Source organism: Streptomyces sp. 71268, assembly GCF_029392895.1.
Taxonomy (GTDB): domain Bacteria; phylum Actinomycetota; class Actinomycetes; order Streptomycetales; family Streptomycetaceae; genus Streptomyces.
This window is the reverse complement of the sequence record NZ_CP114200.1, coordinates 7,442,997-7,463,840: the sequence shown is the minus strand read 5'-3', so window position 1 is coordinate 7,463,840 and position 20,844 is coordinate 7,442,997. Positions and strand designations below refer to the sequence as shown.

Sequence of the window (20,844 nt, the reverse complement as noted above, 5' to 3'; positions counted from 1 at the left end):
GGCCTGTTGCCCACGTTGTGGCGCCGCGACCCGCCGGCCGGCGCGGGGAAGGCGGCGGGTGGGTCCGCCGGGGCCGTGGCCCACCTGGCGTGACGGGTCGGCCCGAGCGTCGCCGGGGCGTGCGACATGCCTGGTGGGAGGGGGTTAGGGTGCTAGGTCGGGCGCCCCTGACCAGGTGCGCCACCGGGCAGCGTCAGCGGCGCTCGACGCGCTGGCGACCGCTGCCTCGAACCCCCACCCCGAGGAAGCCGCATGATCTTCATTACCGTGAAATTCACCGTCCGCCCCGAGCGGGCCGACGACTGGATGGACGTCGTCCACGACTTCACCGAGGCCACCCGGAACGAGCCGGGCAACCTGTTCTTCGAGTGGTCCCGCAGCGTGTCCAACCCCCACGAGTACGTTCTGGTCGAGGCGTTCCGCGACGGCGAGGCCGGCCGCCAGCACGTGGAGTCCGCGCACTTCGCGGCGGGCATGGACGCCATGTCGTACGCGGTGGCCTCGACGCCGCAGATCGTCTCGACCGAGATCCCCGGCATGGACGGCTGGGGCCAGATGGCCGAGGTGACGCCCCGGAGCGCCTGACGGCGGGCGCTGGTCGCGGGCCCGCGCGGTGCGCCGCGCGGGCCCGCCGCCGCTCTCGGGGGGGGCGCGTTCCGCCAGGCGTTGCCGGGACGCGTTCCGCCGCCGGGTGCTCCGCGCCGTACGCGGCGGTGGTCCGCGCCGCCCGCTCGGCCCATCGCGGGTGCGGGGTCGCGTGGGCCGGCCGAGACTGGGCGGGTGACCGTCCTCCGCTCACTGGCCGCCCTCCCGCTGCTCGCCGCGCTCGCGCTGTCGGCGCCCGCCCCCGCGCCGGCCGCGCCCGCCCCCGCGCGGTCCGCCGCCGCGCCGTCGGCGGGGCGGACCGTGTCGGCCTGGCTGCCGTACTGGCAGCAGGAGGGCGGCTACCGGGACGCGCTCGCCCACGCCGACCAACTGCACACGGTGAGCCCGTTCTGGTACGAGGCGACGTCCGACCGGCGGTTCACCGCGCACCCGGGCGCGGGCGACCGACGCGTCATCGACGGCCTGCGCCGGGCCGGCGTCAGGGTCGTGCCGACCGTGACCGAGGCCCCGGACGCCGCCGCCATGGCCGCGATGCTCACCGACCCCGCTCGGCGCGCGGCGCACGTGGCGGCGTTGCTGCGGCTGGCCGCCAGCCGACCGTACGACGGCCTCGACCTGGACTACGAGCGGATGAACCACTCCGCCGACGCCGGCGTGCTGCGCCGGGTGCGCGGCGGGTTCACCGCCCTGGTCCGCGAGGTGTGCGCGCGGCTGCACGCGCGCGGCCAGCGGTGCACCGTGGCCGTCTACCCGCGCACCCCGGCGCGCGACACGGCGCCCGTCTACGACTACGCGCGGCTGGGGCGCGCCGTGGACGGGCTGCGGATCATGGGTTACAACCTGCACAACGCCCTGGGCCCACCGGGTCCGCTCAGCTCGCCGCGCTGGTACGACGAGATCCTGCGCTACGCCACCGCGCACGTCCCCGCGGCCAAGATCGAGATGGGCGTCCCGGCGTACGGCTGGGACTACCGCACCGGCGACCGGTCCCGCGCCACGCACCGCACCACCCGCGAGGCGCAAGCCCTGCGACGCCGGGTGGGGGCCACCCTGGAGCGGGACGCCGACTCGCACACGCCGTACTTCCGGTACGTCGAGGACGGGCGGCGGCGCGAGGTCTGGTACCAGGACGCCCGTGGCATCGCCGCCCACCTCCCGGTGCTGCGCCGGCACGGCGTGACCCGTACGGCCCTGTGGGCACTGGACTTCGAGGAGCCCACGCTGTGGCGGACGTTGGCCCGCGGCGGACCCGCGCGGGTGCCGTAGGGCGCACACGGCGCACCCGGGAGGCGCGGAGGCCGCGCTGAAAGGGGCCGACGACGCGTTCTGGACGGCGGTCGAGCGCGCGAACACCCGGGGTCTGGCACGGGAGTTGGGGGTGCCGGGCGCCGCGGTGGACAAGCTGCTGCCGGCGCTGGCGGCCTGGCGCGGCCGGCACCGGGCCGCCGCCAGGCTGGACGCGATGCGCTACCGCACGGTCTGGCGCCCGGCCGGCGCTCCCCGGGCGACGGCGCGACTCGCGGGCACGTGGCTGGTGGTGGGGCCCCGGCCTCCAGCGACCCCGGCCGGGACGCGGACCAGACGTCGGACCGGGTGGCCGTCGGCGACGCGTGCGACGCCGACGTACGCGCCTTGGCTGGCCTCGGGGCGCGGTGCGTACGGCTGGACGTGGACGCCGCCGAGCTCGCCGCGCCCGGCCCCACCGCGAACGCGGGCCCTCGCGCCCAATGTTCCGGCGCCGAGCACACCGGTCGATGCCTCGACACCCGACGGAGCCGCCACCACCGGCGACGCGACCGGGCCCACCCCCGCGACCGGGTCCGCCCCTCCGGCCGAGCCCGCGCCGGGTGACGGCCACCCGAGAAGCCATGCCGCAGGCGGTGACGCGGACGGCGTCCTGAACAGCGCCGTGGCAAGGAACACGGGCGGGGACGAAGGCCGGGAGGCAGGTGACGCGTTGGCGGGCTCGCTCACGGGCCTGTTCCGGCAGGCGCTGGCGGCGGGACGCGCGGGGGCGTTCGTGGAACTCCTCGGACAGGCCGCGCGTTCCGCCCCACGTTCGCCACGACGGGCGAGCCGGGCGCCGTGCCGGAGCCAGTCGTTCTCGCCGCCGACACCCCGGGCCCGCACCTGGTCTGCCTGCCCAGCGTGTTGGCGGCCTCGGGGCCGCACCAGTTCGCCCGGTTCGCCGCCGCGCTGCGCGCCGACTGCCGGGTGAGCGCGCTGCCGCTGCCAGGTTTCCGGCCGGGCGAGCCGCTGCCGGCGAGTCTGGACGCGCTGCTGGACGCGCTGGCCGGGGCCGTGCGGTCGGCCGTGGGTGACGAGCCGTTCGCGATGGCCGGCTACTCGTCGGGTGGGCTCCTCGCGCACGCCGTCGCCGAACGTGTCGGGGCCCGGGCGGTAGTGCTGCTCGACAGCCGTCCGCTCGACGCCTACCGCGCGGCCGACTCCGAACGGCTGCTGGCGGGCCTCGCCACGCGAGCGGACTACCTCGACGACACCCGGCTCACCGCCATGGGCGGCTATCTCCGACTGCTCGCCGGGGCCAGCCTGCGGCCGCACAGCCGCCCCACCCTCCTGGTGACGGCCGCCGAGCGGGAGGCCGAGCCGCTTGCCCCGTGGCCGCTGCCGCACACCGAAGTGAGCGCGCCCGGAGACCACTTCACGCTGATCGAGGAGCACGCGGAGACGACCGCGAAGGCGGTCGGCGCCTGGCTGGGCGAACTGGGGCAGCTCGCCTGACCCGTGCCGACCCGGCCCCCACGGGCCCGTGCGGTGGGCGGCGGCCCGAAGTGCCGCCGCCTACCGCGCCTCCCGGCTTTGCCCTCCACATCACCGCCCTGCATGCTGCGGTTCATGTTCAGGAAACATGGCGTTCGCCCCGACGGATTACTGATCGGGGCCTGCCTGGCCGTGGCCGTCACCACGCTCGCGGCGCTCCCGCTGTCGCTCGCACCCGGCTGGGACGAACTCGTCTACCTCAGCCGCTACGCCCCGTACGACCCGGCCACCCCGTTCAGCGCGCCCCGCTCGCGCGGCGTGCCCCTGCTGGTCGCCCCGGTCGCCTCGGTGACCGACTCGGTCGTCGTGCTCCGCTGTTACCTCACGGCCACCGCGACGCTCGCCCTCTACCTGGGCTTTCGCCCGTGGGTACGGGTGCTCGGGAGTGGGCTGGTCCCGGCTGTCGCGGCGGCGGGGTACGGCAGCCTGTGGATCGCCCTGTTCTACGCGGGCGCCGCGATGCCCAACCACTACCTGGCGATGGCGGCGGTCGGCGCGGTCGGCTGCTTTCTGCTGGCCGTGACTCCGCCAGCCACCTCGGCGAGCGCGCCCGGCCCCGCTTCCGCGCGCGCGGCGCGCGGCCCGCTGGTCGGGCTGGCCCTCGCGCTGTGCGTCGCCGCGCTGATGCGACCGAGCGACGCCGTCTGGCTCGCCGCCCCGCTCCTCCTCGCGCCCCTCGCCGTACCGGCCTGGCGCGGGCTCGCGCCGGTGGCGGCCGTCGCCGCCGGGCTCGCGGCGGGCCTGGTGCCGTGGGCCGTCGAGGCCCACACCCGCTTCGGTGGCATACGCCAACGGCTGCGGGAGGCCAGCGACATCCAGGGCGGCATGCGTCCGACGTTCTCACTGCCGGAGTACGTCACGACGCTGGACGGCCCGCTGCTGTGCCGACCGTGCACGGGCGACGCGGTGGACTGGCCGGCGGTCGGCTGGTGGGTGGCGCTGCCGCCGCTGGTCGCCCTCGGGCTGTACGCGGCCCACCGCGCCGGGCGCGCCCGCGCGGCCTGGCTGGCCCTGCTGGTCGCGACGGCGACGGCGGCCACCTATCTCGCGTTCCTCCCGTACGCCGCGCCGCGCTTCCTGCTCCCCGCCTACGCGTTGCTGGCCATCCCGGCAGCGCTGGGCGGCATCGCCGCGGTCCGCCGCGCCTGGCCACCGCCCGGCACGGACGGCACGGACGGCACAGACAGCGCAGACAGCGCAGACAGCGCGAACGGCGCCGGGCGGGGCGGGGCCCCGGGTGCGCGCCTGGCCGCGGGCGCCACCGCGCGCCGGCGCGTCCGGGCCACCGTGGTGATCGTGGCGGTGGTGGGCCTGTGCGCGGCGCACGGCACCGTGCAGTGGGACACGGTGCGCCGGCACGTCCGCGTGCAGGAGGGGGCGCGCGCCGACTGGCAGCGCATCGCCGCCGTCCTGCGCGAGCAGGGGGTACGCCCGCCGTGCCTGGTGGGTGGCACCCACGCGGTCGTGCCCATCGCCCACGCCGCGGGCTGCCGCTCCCAGCGCGACACCCCCGACGGCCGGGAGTCCGGCGGCGGGGTGCCCGACGCCTTCGTACTGCGGGGCGACCGCCGCTCGCCGTCGTGGGCCCGCGCGTGGCCCCGCCACCGGGTGCCGGCCGCCTCCTACCGGGGCTGGCGGGTGGCGGTGGCTCCGCGCCCGGGGGACGGGGGTGAGAACTCCGCGCGCGAGGGGTGACGGTGCGTCAGCGGACCGGCCGACCTGGACGTCGCTCATTGTGCGACGGCTCTCGCCCTGCTGCACGGGGTCCTCGCCGGCATGCGCTTCGCCGATCGCTACGTCGCCGCGGGAGGAACCCTAGCCGAGGACGGCACCGCGCGTCTCTACTGGCGCCTGCTGGACGCGCTGCTCTTCGCCCCGGACGCGGAGAAGGTCGCCGTCCCCTGGCGTGAACTGGGCCGCGTCGACCTGACGCCCACGGTCCTGGCTCACAGGCTGGAGGGGTACGTCGAAGCCCTCCTCAGCCGCTACGCCTGAACCGCCACCCCTCAGGGCACCTCAGGAAACCTGGTACCCCGGGACGGAAGGCCAGCGGACCGTCAGGAGTACGGAATCCTCCTCCGCGCACCACGAGTGGTCGACGCCCCGGCCCCATACGACGTAGTCACCCTGTTCGGCCAGGACGACACTGCGCCCGGGCAGCTCCACGCGGAACCGTCCGCTGATGAGGACCTGCAGGGTGGTGCGTTCCTCATCGGTCACCCACTGGGCCCGTTCCTCACCCCGCGGGTGGACGCCCCACTTGATCTCCACGTCCTCGCTGTGCCGGGGATCGGACGCGTCCTTGAAGTGGCCCAGCAGCCATCCCCGGTCCAGTGCGGCGTCCCTGCCGGCGTTGCCCACGTACACGCTCTCGGTCATGGCTCCGGAAGGTAGCAGCCAGCGGTTTCGCCACCTTGGCCGCGCCGCCGGGTTGGCTGGGTTGGGTTGGAGCGGGGTGCCAGAGGGGTGCGACCTCCCCCATGGCGCGGCGACGGGATCCGACGTTCCGCTGGGAAAGCCGCGGTGCCGGCGCGCTCCGGTCGCCTTGCTACTATCCGCGACCTGGGGCGCGATGGCCCCGTGGGTGGCGGGAGTCAGGAATGCGAGGGGGCCGGATGAGTACGCGCACGCTCCGCGCGTCAGTGGCCGCGTTCCTCACGGCCGGCTTCGCCGCGGGCATGCTGGGCACCACACCGGCCGAGGCGGCGGGGCTGCGGGGTGGCAGGGTCACCTGGTACGCGACGGGCGAGCGCGTCAGGGTGACGGACACCCGCGCCGACGGTTACGCGTTCGGGGTCCGCGTCTACGACACCAGGCGGCCCAAGGCTGTCAGGACCTGCGCGGTCAACGGCCGGGGCCGCTCGCGGGTGTGTGACTTCGCCTTCCCCGAGGGCCGCCGCATCACCATCGTGGCCCGCCTCACCAAGGGTTCCCGAGCCCTGTACGCGGGCTCCGTCCAGGTCCGTTCCTGATCCGCGCCCGTTCCTGACGGGGCACTGACGGGACGGGTCCGTTCCTGAAGGGGCACTGACGGGACGGGTCCGTTCCTGACGGTGGCCCGCTACTTCCAGGGCAGGTTCCGCCAGGGGCTCCCCGGGTCGGACATCAGCAGCCGGTGGGCGGCGACCATCTCCTCGTACCAGTCCCCGAACTCCTCCTCGTCGAAGTGCAGGCAGCGGCCGAGGATGTAGGCGGCGGAGAAGTCCGCCCAGGAGCGGTAGTTGGCCTGGCTGAGCCGGCCCGCGCGCAGCACGGCCTGTTCGGCCTCCGACAGGGTGCAGTAGCGGGCGCCGAGCCCCCAGCGGGCCATGCAGGAGGCGCGGCCGTAGTCCCACGCCTCCACCGAGCGGACGAACTTGCCGTCGGCGAGCAACCCGTCCGCGCGGAACCTGGCCTCGTAGCGGGTGATGCGGCCGATCAGTCGGCGCACGCCGGCGACCTGGGAGCGCACCTCGGCGTCGCTGCGCGGCTGGGCCACCGTGACACCGTCCGGGGTGATGCGCGGCTCGGCCGCCTCGGCGGCGTTGTGCCACAGCGCCCGCTCCGCCACCTGTCGCCAGTGGTCCACGTCGACGGCGCCCGCGAAGTCGAGCGCCAGCGAGCGGCGGATGCCGAGCGTGAACTCCCATACCGGGCTGGTCATCTCGGCACGCAGCAGAAGTTCCAGGGTGCGCTGCCAGTCGGCGCGGGAGGTGATTCCCCACCACTCGCCGAGCCGGTCCCGCTCGGCCGTGTACCCGCCGCCGTGGTAGGCCATGGCGTTCCACAGCTCGGCGTTGTTGACGCTGAGCAGTGCCCCGCAGGCCAGGCCGTGGGCCACCGGGCCGCGCAGCGGCCCGCCGACGATCAGGGCGCGGAGCTGGGGCTGCGGGGTGTCGGTGGCGGCGGCGTGGTCCGCGTGCTGCTGCCAGACCGCGCGGTGGCTCGGGGTGGTGGGGAAGTACGCCTCGCACGGGCTGCCCGGGTTGACCGCGAGCCACGGCGGGTCCTTGGGGCCCCACACCCGCGCGTACCAACCCAGCGAGCCGGAGTGGAAGACCGGGTCCTCGGCCGGTGCCGGCAGCATGCCCTCGGTGTACACGGCGAGGCAGTCGGTACGGGTACGCGGGTCGCGGTACGGCGTGAAGACCACGGTGTCGGGGTGGGCGTCCACGCGCTCCCGCGAGTCCGCCACGAAGAGTGGGGTGTGGGCCAGCGCGGTGACGTAGCGGGCCCAGTCGCCGCGGGTCTTCGCGTCGTACAGCTCCTGCTCGATGGCGCTCGGTGGCTGCCAGGCGGAGGACTGCCACTCAGCGGGTGACGGTGTCTGTGGCTGTGCCTGGCGCGCGCCGTCCGGCGACGAGCTCGGGCCGTCGGCCGCCGCGGGCGCGGCGGACGGCTGCCGGTCGTCGGGGAGCCGCGGGGCATCCGGAGCGGTGGACCCGCCGCTCGCGTGCGGGCCGGCGGATGGCGCGGGGTCGGCGGGGCGGGGGGGCCGGCGCGTGGCGTGGCGGGGCGCCGTCGGCGTCGGTGGGTGGGTCGGCCTCGGTCGCCGAGGCATCGCGGGCTGCCAGCGTCTCGCGCTCGCCGACGCCGCGTGCCGGGCCGTCGACGCTCCGCACGGGACCGTCGGCGGTGCGCTCCGGCTCGGTGCCACCCTGTTTCGCGGGTTCCTCCCCGTTCCACAACCCCATGAGCGGGAACTCTACCCAGCGCCCGCCCCGTAGCACCCGGGTGGCCGGCCACCAAATGCCCTCGCGGCAGGCGAATCTGCCCTCGCGGAACGCCGATGTGCCCCCGCGCCGGGTCGGCGCGGGGGCACATCGGGTGGTGCGGTGGTACGGGGAGCCCTTGGTCAGCGATCGGTCAGGGGCGCCCGCTCAGCGATCGAGCCGCTGGTCAGAGGCTGACGCCCTTGCCACGCAGGTAGCTGACCGGGTCGACGTCCGAGCCGTAGCCGGCGCCGGTGCGCACCTCAAAGTGCAGGTGCGGGCCGCTGCTGTTGCCGGTGCTGCCGGACAGGCCGATCTGCTGGCCGCCGGTGACCGACTGGCCGGTCGAGACGGAGAGCTGCGACAGGTGGGCGTACTGGCTGTAGTGGCCGTCCGCGTGGCGGATGACGACCTGGTTGCCGTACGAGCCCGCCCAGCCGGCCGAGACGACCTGGCCGGCGCCGATGGACTTCACGGAGGTGCCGGTGGCGACCGGGAAGTCCACGCCGGTGTGGTAGCCGCTGGACCAGCTACCACCGGACTGGTGGTAGGGGGTGCCCATGGTGCTGTTGGCCACCGGAGCGGTGAAGCCGGTCGCCGAGGGGGTCTCGGCCTGCGGCTTCGGCGCGGCCTGGGCGGCCTGCGGCTGCGCGGCCTTGGGGGCGGCCTGCTGCTTCGGCGCCTGGGCGGCCTGCGGGGCGGCCTGCTGCTGCGGGGCCGCCTTCTGCTGCGGGGCCTTGGCGGCGGAGCCGGCACCGGGCAGGGTCAGGTGCTGGTTCGGGAAGATCAGGTTCGGGTTGTCGCCGATGACGTCCTGGTTGCGGTCGTAGACCGCGCGCCAGCCACCGTTGACGTCGTGCGCCTGGGAGATCTTGAACAGCGTGTCGCCGGAGCGCACGGTGTACGCCTTGCCGGCGGTCGAGTTCTGGGTGCGCGGAGCGGGCTTGCTCTCGGCCTTCGGGGCGGCCTTCGGCGCGGCCTTGGGGGCAGCGGCCTTCGGGGCGGCCTTGGGCGCGGCCTGCGGCGCGGTGCGGGCGTCGCGGGTGGTGTTCGCCTGCTCGCGGGTGCCGTCGGTGGACAGCTGCGGGGCCGGGCCGCCGGCGGTCAGGCCCGCCTTGACGGAGCACACCGGCCAGGCGCCGGGGCCCTGCACCTTGAGGACCTTCTCGGCCACGGCGATCTGCTGGTCCTTGGTGGCCAGGTCGGCGCGCGGGGCGTACTGCGCGCCGCCGAAGGCACGCCAGGTGCTGTCGGTGAACTGCAGGCCGCCGTAGAAGCCGTTACCGGTGTTGATGCTCCAGTTGCCGGTCGCCTCGCACTGGGCGACCTTCTCCCACACGTCCACCGAGGCGGCGTTGGCCTGGGTGGCCCCGAGGAAGGGAATGGCGAGGCTGGCGCCGCCAGCGGTCAGCGCGACGGAAATGCCGAGGCGACGCGGGCTGATGCGGCGATGACGCGTGCGATGAGACATAGGGGTATCCCTCTCCTATGCCTGCGAGGTGAGCTGTCGGATTCGGGCTGGAGTTGCCCGGACGTGCCCTGCGCGGCGTCTGGCGCCGCGACACGTCTTCACCCCAAGCCGACCGCGCTCAGCGCGGTGCGGCACTTACCTGGTTCCCCCGCTCTTGCCGTCATGTCTTTGAGGTTTCTCCTCGGCCAGCGGCAAGATTCGGCATCCCGGCGTCGGATACCCGCCTTCGTTTCAGCGGGAGCGCCAACAAAACACATTCATTTCGCCGGCGACAAGCCACGAACCGCCTGATAAAGATCAATTAAGGCATTAGCTCGCAATGAGAGATAACGCTGCGTACGAGATCTGTCCCCCAGGGCGACATCTTCCGGACGCCCGCGACGAGCGCATCCCTGACGGGGCGGGGCCCGGCCGGACAGCCGGCATCGCACGGACACGCCGCGTGACAGATCAACCAGCGACACCCGTGAGCTGCGACACAAGACCCGATAAGCCCGAACAGTCCGTTTTCAAGTGATCTTGCCGGGCGCTCTCGCGACGCCGGCACACCCAGCGAAGCGGCCCTACATGTGCCCCGCGCCACAGAAAACCGGCACGTCGGAGGGTTGTCTCGCACGCCTTCCCCTTAAGAACACGCTCCATGCCTCGCCCGGGTTGCCTCCGCCCCACAACACATCCCGCGACCGACTCCGCGCGACCCACCCCGCCCCTCCTTGCCCCACCTTCCCGTGCCTCACGCCACCCACGACCGCGCCCCTCCCCCGACGCCCGCCGCGTCCGTACGGTCACACCGATCGCCGTATGGACCGCCGCGCACACCGCGCCCCACGCGGCGCCCGCGAAGCCATCGCGTCCGGCGCGCGCCCGGGTCGGCGTCGAGTCGCCGGGCGGGCCCCCTAACGCTCGGGCCACCGTCGGGTCCGCCTCCCCCGTCGCGGGCGCCGGCCGCCGTGACCGGCTGACATTTCCGGGAGTCGGCGCTACCTTGTTCCGCTACCGACAGCACCTCCGTCCCACCACTCGGGGCACGGTATTCGGCCTCCGTATCGCCTCATCTCGCCTCTCTCCGCGTACTTTTGACTGAGCGTTTACTGTGGCCTGGTGCAGGTTGCGAGGGGGGCACATGCGAGACGAGGACAGGGCCGGGGCCGGCGGTGGGCCCCACGACCACTGGGCGGGCAGCGCCCCGGCGCGGGCGGGCTCCGAGGGGACACAGAGATGGCCCCGGACGCCGACGCACAAGGACTCACCCGCGCCCGGCCGTCCGCACGTGGTGATCGACGGCCGCTACGAACTGCTGGAACCGATCGGCAGCGGCGGCATGGGCGAGGTGTGGAAGGCCCATGACCGGCGGCTGCGCCGGTTCGTCGCCGTCAAGGGCCTGCTCGACCGGAACGCGATGACCGCCGACACCCAGGCCGCGGCGATGCAGCGGGCGCGCCGGGAGGCGGAGGCGATCGCCAAGATCGAGCACCCGAACGTGGTGACGGTCCACGACCAGGTCGAGACGGACAACCAGGTCTGGATCGTGATGAAGCTGCTCGACGCCGGCTCGCTGGCGGACCTGCTGCGCAGCCAGCAGGTGCTCGCCGTGCCCAGGGCGGCGGACATCGGCCACCAGATCCTGCGCGGCCTGCGGGCGGTGCACGCGGCGTCGGTCGTCCACCGCGACGTGAAGCCGGGCAACGTACTGGTCCGCGACGACGGGCTGGTGATCCTGGTGGACTTCGGCATCGCGACGTTCGTGGGCGCCGCCTCCGTCACCCGCCCCGGCAGCATCATCGGCACACCCCCGTACCTGGCACCCGAACTCTTCGCACCCGGCTCCCGCGGCCCCACGCCCGCGTCCGACCTGTGGGCGCTCGGAGTCACGTTGTACGAGATGGTCGAGGGCCGCCTCCCGTTCGGCGGCAGCGAGGTCTGGGAGGTCCAGGAAAGCATCCTGCGCACGCCGAACCCGGTACCCCGGTACGCCGGCCCCCTCGCCCCGGTGATCCAGGGGCTGCTGCGCAGCGATCCCGACGAGCGCCTGGACGCGGCCACGGCGGACGCCATGCTGGGCGAGGTGCTGGCCGGTCCGTCGAACGCGGGCCCGGTGATGGTCGCGCCGCGCCCGCCGGCACCCGGGCCCGCGCCCGCGCCCGAACCGGACCCCGCGCCGAGGGCCGCCGGCCCCGCCGCTGCCCCGGCCCCGGCCTCGGCCCCGGCCCAGACTCCGGCCCCGGACCCGGCCGAACCAGCCTCCCCCGACCTCGCGGAGAAGCGTCCGCGAAGCGGCCCCCGTAAGAGGGGAAAGGTGGTGGTGGCGGTGGCCACGTGTGTCGCGGTGCTGATCACCGCCGGCTGGTTCGTGACCGAGGGCTTCGGCTTCGGCGAGAAGGCCGAGGGCAGCGACACCGCCGCCCCGGACCGTCAGGGCGGCGGCCCCGGGACGCCGACATGGCGGAAGACGCACCCCACCCTGCGGATCGGCGTGAAGGACGACCAGCCGGGCCTGAGCGAGCGGGTACCCGGCACGAAGGACACGTACAGGGGCTATGACATCGACATGGCCTACAAGGTCGCCGAGCACTTGGGTTACACGGACAAGGCGGACGTGAAGTTCTTCCCGGTGAGCACCGAGAACCGGAGCAGCGAACTGGCGAAGAAGACGGTGGATCTCGTCGTCGCCTCGTACACCATGCGGAAGGACGGCGACATCGACTTCGTCGGTCCGTACTACAAGGCGGGCCGTGGGTTCCTGGTGCGCGAGAAGTCGCGCAAGTACCCCGACATCGAGGGCCCCAACGACCTCAAAGAGCTTCGCGTGGAGGTGTGCACGCCGCAGAAGTCGACGTACTGGAAGGAACTGCCCAAGCTCGGCTTCACCATGATGAAGTCCCCGCCCACCAGCTACAGGCGCTGCCTGAAGGAACTGTTGGACGAGGACTCGCAGGTCTACGCCGTGGCCTCGGACGACGTCATCCTCGCGGGCTACGAGAGCAAGAACTTCGGCAAGGTCCGGCGGCTGGAGACCATCGAGGGCACGGAGGCGTACGGCGTGGCGATGCTCCCCGGGCAGCCGGTCCTCAAGCGCGAGGTGTGCTCGGCGGTGCGGAAGATCCTGGCGGACAGGAAGGGCTGGGAGTCCATGTACCAGAAGAACCTCGCCGACCTGCTCGCCCCGCAGGGCCCACCGGGCCCACCGGATCTGGACCCGGAGTCGTGCGAGGGGTCCTGAGACGAGCCACCAGCGGGCCCCTGGAGTCCGCTTACCCTCCCCGGGCGACCGCCGAGCGGTTACGGGGAGGGAAAGCGCGCTCCGTGCGGGGGCGGCGGGTGGCCGTCAGTGCCTTGTGCCGGCGAGCGGTGAGTGGCGGGCGCGCCTAGCGCGCGGGCCCGGCCGGCGTGGCTTCCTCCCCGAAGAAGGCGAGCAGCTCCCGCACCACGGCCTCCGGCTGCTCCTCCGGTACGTAGTGGCCGCTGCCCGCCACCTCGACCACGCGGATGTCGGTGCCCTTGTCGGGGCCCATCTGTTCGCGCAGCGCGGCGTAGCTGGTCTCGCCGGCCAGCGTCAGGATGGGGAGCGTGACGGGGGCGTGGGTGGCCAGGTCGGCGATGTCCTGGCGCATCGTCTGGTACCAGCCGTTGCCCGCCCGGATGGCCTCGCGCGTGTCGTAGGCGTGGACGTAGATCCGCCGCGCGTCCTCCTCGACGGACGCCTGGTCGAGCAGCATGTGTCCGTACAGCCAGTCGACCAGCGGGCGGAAGCGGCCGGCGAGCAGTTCCTCGGGGAGGCCGCGCAGCTGGTTGAACGCGAACCACCAGGGGTAGCCGCCCCGGCCCTGGGCGATGGCCTCGGCCTGTTCGTCCGAGCCGGGCAGCATGCCGATCCGCAACCAGGACTCGTCGGGCACACCCAGGTCGATGGTGACCAGGCGACGCACGGACGTCGGGTGGTTGGCGGCGAGGTGGTAGCCGACCGAGGCGCCGATGTCGTGTCCGGCGACGAACGCCGATTCGTGGCCCAGGTGTCGGATCAGCTCGTGGATGTCCCGCGCCATGGTGCGCTTGTCGTAACCGTCCGCCGGCTTGTCCGAGCCACCCATGCCGCGCAGGTCCACGGCGGTCACCCGGAAGGTGCGGGCCAGCTCGGGCAGTACCTTGCGGAACTGCCACCAGGTCTGCGGCCAGCCACCCAGCAGGATCAGCGGTGCACCGCTGCCGCCGGTGACGTGGTGCAGTCGGATGCCGTTGACGGTGGCGTACGCGCTGGTGAAGTCGCCGGCGAGCGAGGCGGCCAACTCGGCGTCGGTGGGCACGGGGTGGTGGTCGGTCATGGGGTGTGTCTCCTTCTTGTTCTTCTTGTCGTCTTCTGGCCGGTCGCGCCTCCTCGCCGTGACGAGTGTCGAGCGTGAAGGCTTCCGGTTTTCTTGAATGAGCAGTCAAATAAGCGGGCAGGCGTACGCCCGGGTCGAGACAGGTTCGGGCAGCCCCCGGCGCGTGGGGCTCGGTCGCACGGGTGGCGACGGCCGCGCGGGGACGCCGCCGCGCCGGACAGCGCGGCACGCCCCGGGCCGGGGCACGCCCCGACCCGGGAGTGAGGGGAGGAAGTACGGGACGGGGCGGCGGGCCCCGTGGCGGTGGCTCAGTCCAGGACGGCCAGCGCCCGCTCCACGGTGTCGTTCAGGAAGCGCTCGCGCACCGGGGTCTTGCCCACTACGCGAACCCCCTGGAGCAGCGTGACCAGGAACCTGGCCAGCGAGGCGGGGTCCTTGTCCGGCGCCAGCTCGCCCTCGGCGCGGGCCCGCACGAGCGCGCCCATGATGGCCGTCTCCAGGGACTCCAGGCCGGTGGCCACGCGTCGGCGCGCCCCCTCGTCCGCAGGCAGTTCGACCGCGGTGTTGGTCATCAGACAGCCCTTGTGGTCGTCGTCCGCCAGCGCGCCCTCCACGTAGAAGCGCACCAGGCCGCGCACCGCGTCGAGCCCGGAGCCCGGCCCGGAGAGGCGACTGACGAACGCCTCCCTGGCATCTTCGCCGTAGCGGTCGACGGCCCTCAGGTACAGCTCGCGCTTGCTGCCGAAGGTGCCGTAGATGCTGCCGCGGCCGAGCCCGAGGTGGTCCACCAGGTCCTGCATCGAGGTGGCCTCGTACCCCTTGCGCCAGAACAGCTCCATGGCCGCCCGCAGCGCGGCGTCCGGGTCGAACTCCTTCACCCTGCTCATGCGCTCACTCTAGGAGATCTTGACCGATCATTCAAGTAAGTCGCCGAAGAGCACCTCCCCACCCCGTCAACCCTTCGCCTTCCTCACGCGGTCCACCGACTGAGTTACGGCGGGGGCCGTGCCAGGGTGGGAATAAGGGACGGAGGAAGGAAGGCGAGGGGGCGGGAAGAAAGCGCGCGCCAGAGCGCCGGGCGCGGTGGCATGCTGGCGCCCGTGAACGCGCGCCCTCGCCTCCAGGTCAAGCTCGACCCCGCACTCCACCGCTTCGTCGCCCCTGATCGCAGGGGCGAGTCCTTCCCCCTCGCCACCGACGGGACCTCGTCGCTCGGCCACGTCGTGGAATCCCTCGGCGTCCCGCTCACCGAGGTGGGCGAGTTGCTGGTCGACGGGGAAGCGGTGGCCACCGCGCACGTCCCGGCCGACGGCCGCACGGTCGAGGTGCGCTCCGTGCGGCGACCCCAGCGGGTGCCGGGAGCGCCGCTGCGCTTCCTCCTCGACGTCCACCTAGGCACCCTCGCGCGCCGGATGCGGCTGCTGGGCATCGACACCGCGTACGAGAACGAGGACATCGGCGACGCGGCGCTGGCCACCCGGTCGGCGAGCGAGCGCCGGGGGCTGCTCTCGCGCGACCGGGGCCTGTTGCGGCGGCGCGAGCTGTGGGCCGGCGCGTACGTGTACAGCGACCGGCCCGACGAGCAACTGCGGGACGTACTGGGCCGGTTCGCGCCCGATCTCGCGCCGTGGACCCGGTGCAGCGCGTGTAACGGGCTGCTGGCCGAGGCGGACAAGGAGTCCGTCGGGCAGCACCTCGAACACGGCACGCGCCACACCTACGACGTCTTCGCCCAGTGCGTCTCCTGCCGTCGGGTGTACTGGCGCGGGGCGCACCACGCGCGCCTGGAGGCCATCGTGGAGGCGGCGCTGCGGGAGTTCGCCCCGGCGGCCGGACGGGGTACGGCAGGCGGGTAAGGCGCGGAAGGCGGGTAGACCCTCCCAGCCTGCCCCCTCCCCTGGCCCGCGCACGCCCGGTTCGGCCTGGTCAGCCCGGTCGGCCTCGTCAGCTCCGTACGCCCTCACCCGCGCCCCACCCACCCGCGCGCGGTGGCTGGGCGGTACCCGGGGCTTTAGCCGGACGCCAGGATGCGGCGGGACGATCACCTGCCCAGACTGGATGATCCCTCTCCCACGCGCGCACGCACTGCCGCAGCAAGGAGGTCCGCGTGTTCAGCTCACGATGGCGCCGGGGCGCGATCACCGCGATCGCGGCGACGGCGTCCCTGGCCACCCTCGCCGTCGGCGCGGCCGTCGCCGACGGCACCGACCCACCCGAACGGCCCACGATCACGGTGGCGGACGGGCGGACGCAGGCGGCGTTCTCCTACCGGGACGCGGTCCGCGAACACCTCATGGTCCAGCTCGACGTCGACAGCGACCGGGACGGCAGGCTGGACCGCGCGGGCGTGGACGTCATCCGCCCCAAGGAGACCGACCAGGGCCTCAGGGTGCCCGCGATCATCGAGTCGAGTCCGTACAACGACACGGTCGGCCGCGGCTTCGAGTCGGAGAAGAAGGCGTGGGACGGGCGAGGGGAGCCCACCACGTTCCCGATGCACTACGACAACTACTTCGTGCCGCGTGGTTACGCCGTCGTCCAGGTGGACACGACGGGCACGGCGAAGTCCGACGGTTGTCTGACGGTGGGTGGCGACAGTGACGTCGCGGCGAGCAAGGCGGCCGTGGAGTGGCTGAACGGCCGGGCGCGGGCCTTTCGCGCCGACGGCAGCGAGGCGTGGGCCCACTGGTCGACGGGCAAGGCCGGGATGGTGGGCAAGTCCTTCGACGGCATGCTGGCCAACGCCGTGGCCGGCACCGGTGTCGAGGGGCTGGAGACGATCGTGCCGATCTCGGCGGTCAGCTCCTGGTACGACATCACCCGCTCGCGCGGCGCCAAGCACTGGGAGGGGTTCAGCCAGTACCTGTCCACCGAGTTGGACACCGACCCGGACGCGAAGTGCCAGGCGGTACGGGACGACCTGAAGGCCGGCGAGGACGACGCGACCGGCAACTACAACGCGTACTGGCACGAGCGCAACCACGTCGCGCAACCGGCGCCCGAGGTGGGCAGGGTCAGGGCGAGCGTGCTGGTGGTGCACACCCTCAACGACCAGAACGTGCGGCCCAACCAGTTCACCCACTGGTGGGAGGGGTTGAAGCGGCAGGGTGTGCCGCGCAAGCTGTGGCTCGGGCAGTACGGACACACCGACGCCTTCGACTTCCCCGGACGCCGGGACCTGTGGGTGGACACCCTGCACCGGTGGTTCGACCACTGGCTGTACGGCATCCAGAACGGGATCATGAACGAGCCGCGGGTCGACCTCCAGACCGGGCCCACCACCTGGACGACACAGTACGACTGGCCGGCGCGCACCTCGTCGGTCTCGCTCCACCCGGGTGCGGACGGCTCGCTCGGGCTGCTCCCCGCGCGCACCGGCTCCCAGTCGTTCACCGACGTCAAGGCCAGCGAGGCCGACCTGATCACCGACCCGACGACCGCCAAGCCTGGCCGACTCGCCTACGTCAGCCAGCCGCTGACCGGCCAGGCCCGGATCTCCGGCACGCCGTCCGTGGACATCAGGCTGGCGCTGGACAGGCCCACCAGCAACCTCACCGCGCTGCTGGTCGACTACGGCACCGACGAGCGTGTCGACGTGCTGCGCAACGAGCCGCAGAACAACCTGCACGACGGCGTCCAGCTCATCGACGAGGAGAGTTGCCACGGCGAGAGCACGGCGGCCGATGACGCCTGCTACAAGAAGGCCGTCAACGTGACGGCCAAGCACCCGGTGCACGTCATCGCCCGCGGCTCGCTGGACGCGCAGAACCACGCCTCCGCGAGCGACCCGCAGCCGCTGACGCCGGGCCAGGGCTACCAGATCCGCTGGCAGACCCTGCCGAACGACTACGTCCTCAAGCCCGGCCACCGGATCGGGCTCGTGCTCGCCGGAACGCCCGCCGAGTACCTGTACTTCGAGACGGCCACCGGCGCCCGGGCGACGGTGGACCTGCCCGCCAGCAAGGTCACCATTCCGGTCGTCGGCACGGCGCTGACCGACGCCGACTTCACCACGCCCGCGCCGGGCGCCACACCGTGGCGCGGGCCCGACACCGCGCCACGGCCCCCGCGCCCGACGTTCCTCCGCTGACGGTCCACCGCCCCGCCCGCCCGGCGGGGCGGCCCCTACCGCACCGAACCGGGGCCCGGTCAGCACCGCGACCGGGCCTCACTCGCACGGGGTACGGTCGGAGCGAAGCACGCGGGGAGTGGCCGGTCGGGCGTAGCGTCAGATACATGACGAAAGTGAATCTCGCGGGTGAGAAGGCCACGCTGCTTCCCACCCTCTACGGCAGGGCGCTGGACTCCCAGTCCCCCGACTCGATCCTGCACGACACCATGGCGTACGACGCCGTCCAGCGAATCGAGGTGGACTTCTCCACCGTGGGCCTGCGGCGCGGCGACGACACCGCGATCGCCCTGCGGGCCCGGTGCCTGGACGACTGGGCGCGTGAGTTCCTGGCGGCCCATCCCGAGTGCGTGGTCCTGCACCTGGGTTGTGGCCTCGACACTCGGGTGTACCGCATCGACCCGGGCCCGGGGGTGCGGTGGTTCGACGTGGACTACCCCGAGGTCATCGAGTTGCGCGGGCAGCTCTTCCCGGACCGCGACGGCTACACGGCCATCGGTTCGTCCGTGACCGACCCGATGTGGCTCGCCGAGATCAAGGGCGATCTGCCGGTGCTCGTGGTGGCCGAGGGCCTGTTCATGTACCTCAGGGAGGACGAGGGCAAGGACCTGGTCCGGCGCGTCCTCGACCACTTCCCGAGCGGCCAGTTCGTCTTCGACGGCCTCAGCAGGCGCGGCACGAAGCTGCAGAAGCTCAACAAGGCGGTGCAGGCGGCGAAGGCCACCGTGCACTGGGGCTTCGACAGTTGCGAGGAGTTGGAGGCCATCGACTCCCGGCTGCGCTGCGTGTCCTCGATGAGCGCGTTCGACCTCGACAACGACCGGCTGCCGACGGGCTTTCGTATGACGGCCAAGGTCTCCAAGGTCTTCACCGGGATGCGGAACCTGGCGGTCTTCTACCGGATGGACTTCCAAGCTTCCGTCTCCCGGTAGCCCGCGAGCGCCAGGTGGTCTCCGCTCCCCCGGGCCCAACCGCCGGCCGGGCGCGAGCCGGGCGCCCGCGGGCCCGGGATGCGGTGGTCGGCTCAGTGTCCGGCGGTGAGCTGGCCGGCGAGCTTGTCGTGGAGGGCGGCGCTGGGTTGGTTGAGGCCGACGATGGTGACCCGCTTGCCGCGCCGGCGGTACTTGTGCTCGATGGCGTCGAGCGCGGCCACCGACGAGGCGTCCCAGATGTGCGCCTCGGAGAGGTCGATGACCACGTCGTCGGGGTCGTTGGCGTAGTCGAACTGGAAGACCAGGTCGTTGGAGGAGGCGAAGAACAGCTCTCCGGTGACGGCGTAGACGACCTGGTCGCCGTCCGGGCCGAGGACGCCGGAGACCTGGGCCAGGTGCGCCACCCGCCTGGCGAAGATCACCATGGCGGTGAGCGAGCCGACGATGACGCCGGCGGCCAGGTTGTGAGTGGCCACCACGCAGCCCACGGTGACCACCATCACCAGCGTCTCCCCCACCGGCATCCGCCGCAGCGTCGCGGGGTGGACCGAGTGCCAGTCGAAGGTGCCCACGGCGACCAGCACCATGATGGCCACCAGTGCGGCCATCGGGATGTCGGAGACCACCGGCCCGAAGACGATGCACAGCACCATCAGGAAGGCACCGGCCAGGAACGTGGACAGCCGCGTCCTGGCCCCCGAGGACTTCACGTTGATCATGGTCTGGCCGATCATGGCGCAGCCGCCCATGCCGCCGAAGAAGCCGGTGACGATGTTGGCGATGCCCTGGCCGACGGACTCGCGGGTCTTGCCGGAGTGGGTGTCGGTGATGTCGTCCACGAGCTTGGCCGTCATCAGCGATTCCATGAGGCCCACCAGCGCGAAGGCGAAGGCGTAGGGGGCGATGGTGGTCAGCGTGTCCCACGTGAAGGGCACGTCCGGCAGGCCCGGCACCGGCAGCGAGGACGGCAACTCGCCCTTGTCGCCGACGGTGGGCACCGCGATGCCGGCGGCCACGGTGATCACGGTCAGGATGACGATGGACACCAGCGGCGCCGGGACCACCCTGGTGACCCTCGGGAAGAGCACCGTCAACGCCAGCCCCGCGACGATCAACGGGTAGACCGGCCAGGGCACGTGGTGCATCTCCGGCACCTGCGCCATGAAGACCAGGATGGCCAGGGCGTTCACGAAGCCGACCATCACGCTCCGGGGGACGAAGCGCATCAGTTTCGCCACCCCCAGGGCGCCCAGCACGATCTGGATGAGTCCGCCGAGGATGACGGTGGCGACCAGGTACCCGAAGCCGTGCTCGCGGTTGAGCGGGGCTATGACCAGGGCGATCGCGCCGGTGGCGGCGGAGATCATAGCCTTGCGCCCGCCGACGAAGGAGATCACCACGGCCATCGTGAAGGACGCGAAGAGGCCGACGCTGGGGTCGACGTCGGCGATGATCGAGAACGAGATGGCCTCGGGGATCAGCGCCAGGGCCACCACCAGGCCGGCCAGCACCTCGGTACGGAAGACCTTGGGCGAGGCGAGCCAGTCCGGCCGGCCGACGCCCCCGGGGAAGCGGGCGCGCAGCGCGGCGGCGGGAGACAGCGGTGAGGACATGCGACCGTTTCTGTTCGGGCGCCCGCGCCCGGGCGGCGGGCGCGTGCGCGTCGTGTGCGGCCCCGGCTCAGCGGGCGGGGCGGACGGAGCGGGTGGGACGGCGGAAGGGTGCCTCGGGGGGTGGGGCGTCGGCGCGTGCCGTACGCGGGACAGGCGAGGCGGGCTCCGTCGACCGCGGGTCGGGCAGCGTCACCCGGACGTTCCAGGGTGCCATCTGTGGGATTGGCCGGACTGCGGTGCGGCCGTCCCCGGGGAGGGTGGCGCCCCGCCCGGCGCCGCTCGAACTCTACCTTAACGTGAGG

General features: G+C 73.2%; 15 protein-coding genes, 1 pseudogene and 1 riboswitch. Of the genes and pseudogenes, 10 read left to right on the top strand and 6 right to left on the bottom strand.

Features of this window, described 5'->3' with window-relative positions:
* The first annotated feature begins 252 nt into the window (after positions 1-252).
* The 5 genes and pseudogenes from OYE22_RS29915 to OYE22_RS29895 all read left to right on the top strand — a co-directional run.
* Positions 253-585 (top strand): putative quinol monooxygenase, encoded by a 333-nt coding sequence (locus OYE22_RS29915; protein ID WP_277323311.1) that lies wholly within the window; start codon positions 253-255, stop codon positions 583-585.
* Positions 586-780: 195 nt separating this feature from the next.
* Positions 781-1,872 carry a glycosyl hydrolase family 18 protein gene (locus OYE22_RS29910; RefSeq protein ID WP_277323310.1) on the top strand — a complete coding sequence of 364 codons (1,092 nt, stop codon included), beginning with the start codon at positions 781-783 and terminating at the stop codon, positions 1,870-1,872.
* A gap of 819 nt (positions 1,873-2,691) precedes the next feature.
* On the top strand, positions 2,692-3,348 hold the full coding sequence (locus OYE22_RS29905) for an alpha/beta fold hydrolase (protein WP_277323309.1): 657 nt from the start codon (positions 2,692-2,694) through the stop codon (positions 3,346-3,348).
* 114 nt (positions 3,349-3,462) lie between these two features.
* The gene (locus OYE22_RS29900; RefSeq protein WP_277323308.1) at positions 3,463-5,082 is read left to right on the top strand and encodes a hypothetical protein; all 1,620 of its coding nucleotides are present in this window, start codon (positions 3,463-3,465) and stop codon (positions 5,080-5,082) included.
* Positions 5,083-5,094: 12 nt separating this feature from the next.
* Positions 5,095-5,382: pseudogene (locus OYE22_RS29895) on the top strand (aminoglycoside phosphotransferase family protein); the annotation flags it as partial.
* A gap of 21 nt (positions 5,383-5,403) precedes the next feature.
* On the opposite strand, the gene OYE22_RS29890 reads toward OYE22_RS29895, so the two are convergent.
* A complete protein-coding gene (locus OYE22_RS29890) occupies positions 5,404-5,766 on the bottom strand; it encodes a signal peptidase I (protein ID WP_277323307.1) in 363 nt (120 codons plus the stop codon).
* A gap of 236 nt (positions 5,767-6,002) precedes the next feature.
* Between OYE22_RS29890 and OYE22_RS29885 the strand changes: the two genes are divergently transcribed.
* Positions 6,003-6,359: a hypothetical protein gene (locus OYE22_RS29885; RefSeq protein WP_277323306.1), complete on the top strand. Its 357-nt coding sequence runs from the start codon at positions 6,003-6,005 to the stop codon at positions 6,357-6,359.
* An 89-nt stretch (positions 6,360-6,448) separates the two neighbouring features.
* On the opposite strand, the gene OYE22_RS29880 is transcribed toward OYE22_RS29885, so the two are convergent.
* Positions 6,449-7,927: a DUF1266 domain-containing protein gene (locus tag OYE22_RS29880; RefSeq protein ID WP_348652255.1), complete on the bottom strand. Its 1,479-nt coding sequence runs from the start codon at positions 7,925-7,927 to the stop codon at positions 6,449-6,451.
* A 338-nt stretch (positions 7,928-8,265) separates the two neighbouring features.
* Positions 8,266-9,549: a transglycosylase family protein gene (locus tag OYE22_RS29875; protein WP_277323305.1), complete on the bottom strand. Its 1,284-nt coding sequence runs from the start codon at positions 9,547-9,549 to the stop codon at positions 8,266-8,268.
* A 5-nt stretch (positions 9,550-9,554) separates the two neighbouring features.
* Positions 9,555-9,753: riboswitch (cyclic di-AMP (ydaO/yuaA leader) on the bottom strand.
* Between the two features lie 919 nt (positions 9,754-10,672).
* Between OYE22_RS29875 and OYE22_RS29870 the strand changes: the two genes are divergently transcribed.
* Positions 10,673-12,769 (top strand): serine/threonine-protein kinase, encoded by a 2,097-nt coding sequence (locus OYE22_RS29870; protein WP_277323304.1) that lies wholly within the window; start codon positions 10,673-10,675, stop codon positions 12,767-12,769.
* Between the two features lie 145 nt (positions 12,770-12,914).
* On the opposite strand, the gene OYE22_RS29865 is transcribed toward OYE22_RS29870, so the two are convergent.
* Positions 12,915-13,868, bottom strand: a complete 954-nt coding sequence (locus OYE22_RS29865) for an alpha/beta hydrolase (RefSeq protein ID WP_277323303.1) — start codon at positions 13,866-13,868, stop codon at positions 12,915-12,917.
* A 308-nt stretch (positions 13,869-14,176) separates the two neighbouring features.
* Complete coding sequence (locus tag OYE22_RS29860; RefSeq protein ID WP_277323302.1) at positions 14,177-14,755, bottom strand: TetR/AcrR family transcriptional regulator; 579 nt, start codon at positions 14,753-14,755, stop codon at positions 14,177-14,179.
* 213 nt (positions 14,756-14,968) lie between these two features.
* Here OYE22_RS29860 and OYE22_RS29855 point away from each other — a divergent pair, with 213 nt between their 5' ends.
* The 3 genes from OYE22_RS29855 to OYE22_RS29845 all read left to right on the top strand — a co-directional run bounded on the left by OYE22_RS29855 (position 14,969) and on the right by OYE22_RS29845 (position 18,929).
* Positions 14,969-15,724 carry a Mut7-C RNAse domain-containing protein gene (locus tag OYE22_RS29855; RefSeq protein WP_277323301.1) on the top strand — a complete coding sequence of 252 codons (756 nt, stop codon included), beginning with the start codon at positions 14,969-14,971 and terminating at the stop codon, positions 15,722-15,724.
* Between the two features lie 251 nt (positions 15,725-15,975).
* Positions 15,976-17,958 (top strand): CocE/NonD family hydrolase, encoded by a 1,983-nt coding sequence (locus tag OYE22_RS29850; protein ID WP_277323300.1) that lies wholly within the window; start codon positions 15,976-15,978, stop codon positions 17,956-17,958.
* Between the two features lie 146 nt (positions 17,959-18,104).
* Positions 18,105-18,929 carry a class I SAM-dependent methyltransferase gene (locus OYE22_RS29845; protein WP_277323299.1) on the top strand — a complete coding sequence of 275 codons (825 nt, stop codon included), beginning with the start codon at positions 18,105-18,107 and terminating at the stop codon, positions 18,927-18,929.
* A gap of 92 nt (positions 18,930-19,021) precedes the next feature.
* Here OYE22_RS29845 and OYE22_RS29840 read toward each other — a convergent pair whose 3' ends face one another.
* Positions 19,022-20,542 (bottom strand): SulP family inorganic anion transporter, encoded by a 1,521-nt coding sequence (locus OYE22_RS29840; RefSeq protein ID WP_277323298.1) that lies wholly within the window; start codon positions 20,540-20,542, stop codon positions 19,022-19,024.
* Positions 20,543-20,844: the final 302 nt, after the last annotated feature.

What these genes read in the sequence shown, in the direction of transcription:
- OYE22_RS29915 (WP_277323311.1), top strand. Translation starts at nt 253, where the DNA reads ATGATCTTCATTACCGTGAAATTCACCGTCCGCCCCGAGCGGGCCGAC.
- OYE22_RS29900 (WP_277323308.1), top strand. Translation starts at nt 3,463, where the DNA reads ATGTTCAGGAAACATGGCGTTCGCCCCGACGGATTACTGATCGGGGCC.
- OYE22_RS29890 (WP_277323307.1), bottom strand. Translation starts at nt 5,766, where the DNA reads ATGACCGAGAGCGTGTACGTGGGCAACGCCGGCAGGGACGCCGCACTG.
- OYE22_RS29885 (WP_277323306.1), top strand. Translation starts at nt 6,003, where the DNA reads ATGAGTACGCGCACGCTCCGCGCGTCAGTGGCCGCGTTCCTCACGGCC.
- OYE22_RS29880 (WP_348652255.1), bottom strand. Translation starts at nt 7,927, where the DNA reads ATGCCTCGGCGACCGAGGCCGACCCACCCACCGACGCCGACGGCGCCC.
- OYE22_RS29875 (WP_277323305.1), bottom strand. Translation starts at nt 9,549, where the DNA reads ATGTCTCATCGCACGCGTCATCGCCGCATCAGCCCGCGTCGCCTCGGC.
- OYE22_RS29870 (WP_277323304.1), top strand. Translation starts at nt 10,673, where the DNA reads ATGCGAGACGAGGACAGGGCCGGGGCCGGCGGTGGGCCCCACGACCAC.
- OYE22_RS29865 (WP_277323303.1), bottom strand. Translation starts at nt 13,868, where the DNA reads ATGACCGACCACCACCCCGTGCCCACCGACGCCGAGTTGGCCGCCTCG.
- OYE22_RS29860 (WP_277323302.1), bottom strand. Translation starts at nt 14,755, where the DNA reads ATGAGCAGGGTGAAGGAGTTCGACCCGGACGCCGCGCTGCGGGCGGCC.
- OYE22_RS29845 (WP_277323299.1), top strand. Translation starts at nt 18,105, where the DNA reads ATGACGAAAGTGAATCTCGCGGGTGAGAAGGCCACGCTGCTTCCCACC.
- OYE22_RS29840 (WP_277323298.1), bottom strand. Translation starts at nt 20,542, where the DNA reads ATGTCCTCACCGCTGTCTCCCGCCGCCGCGCTGCGCGCCCGCTTCCCC.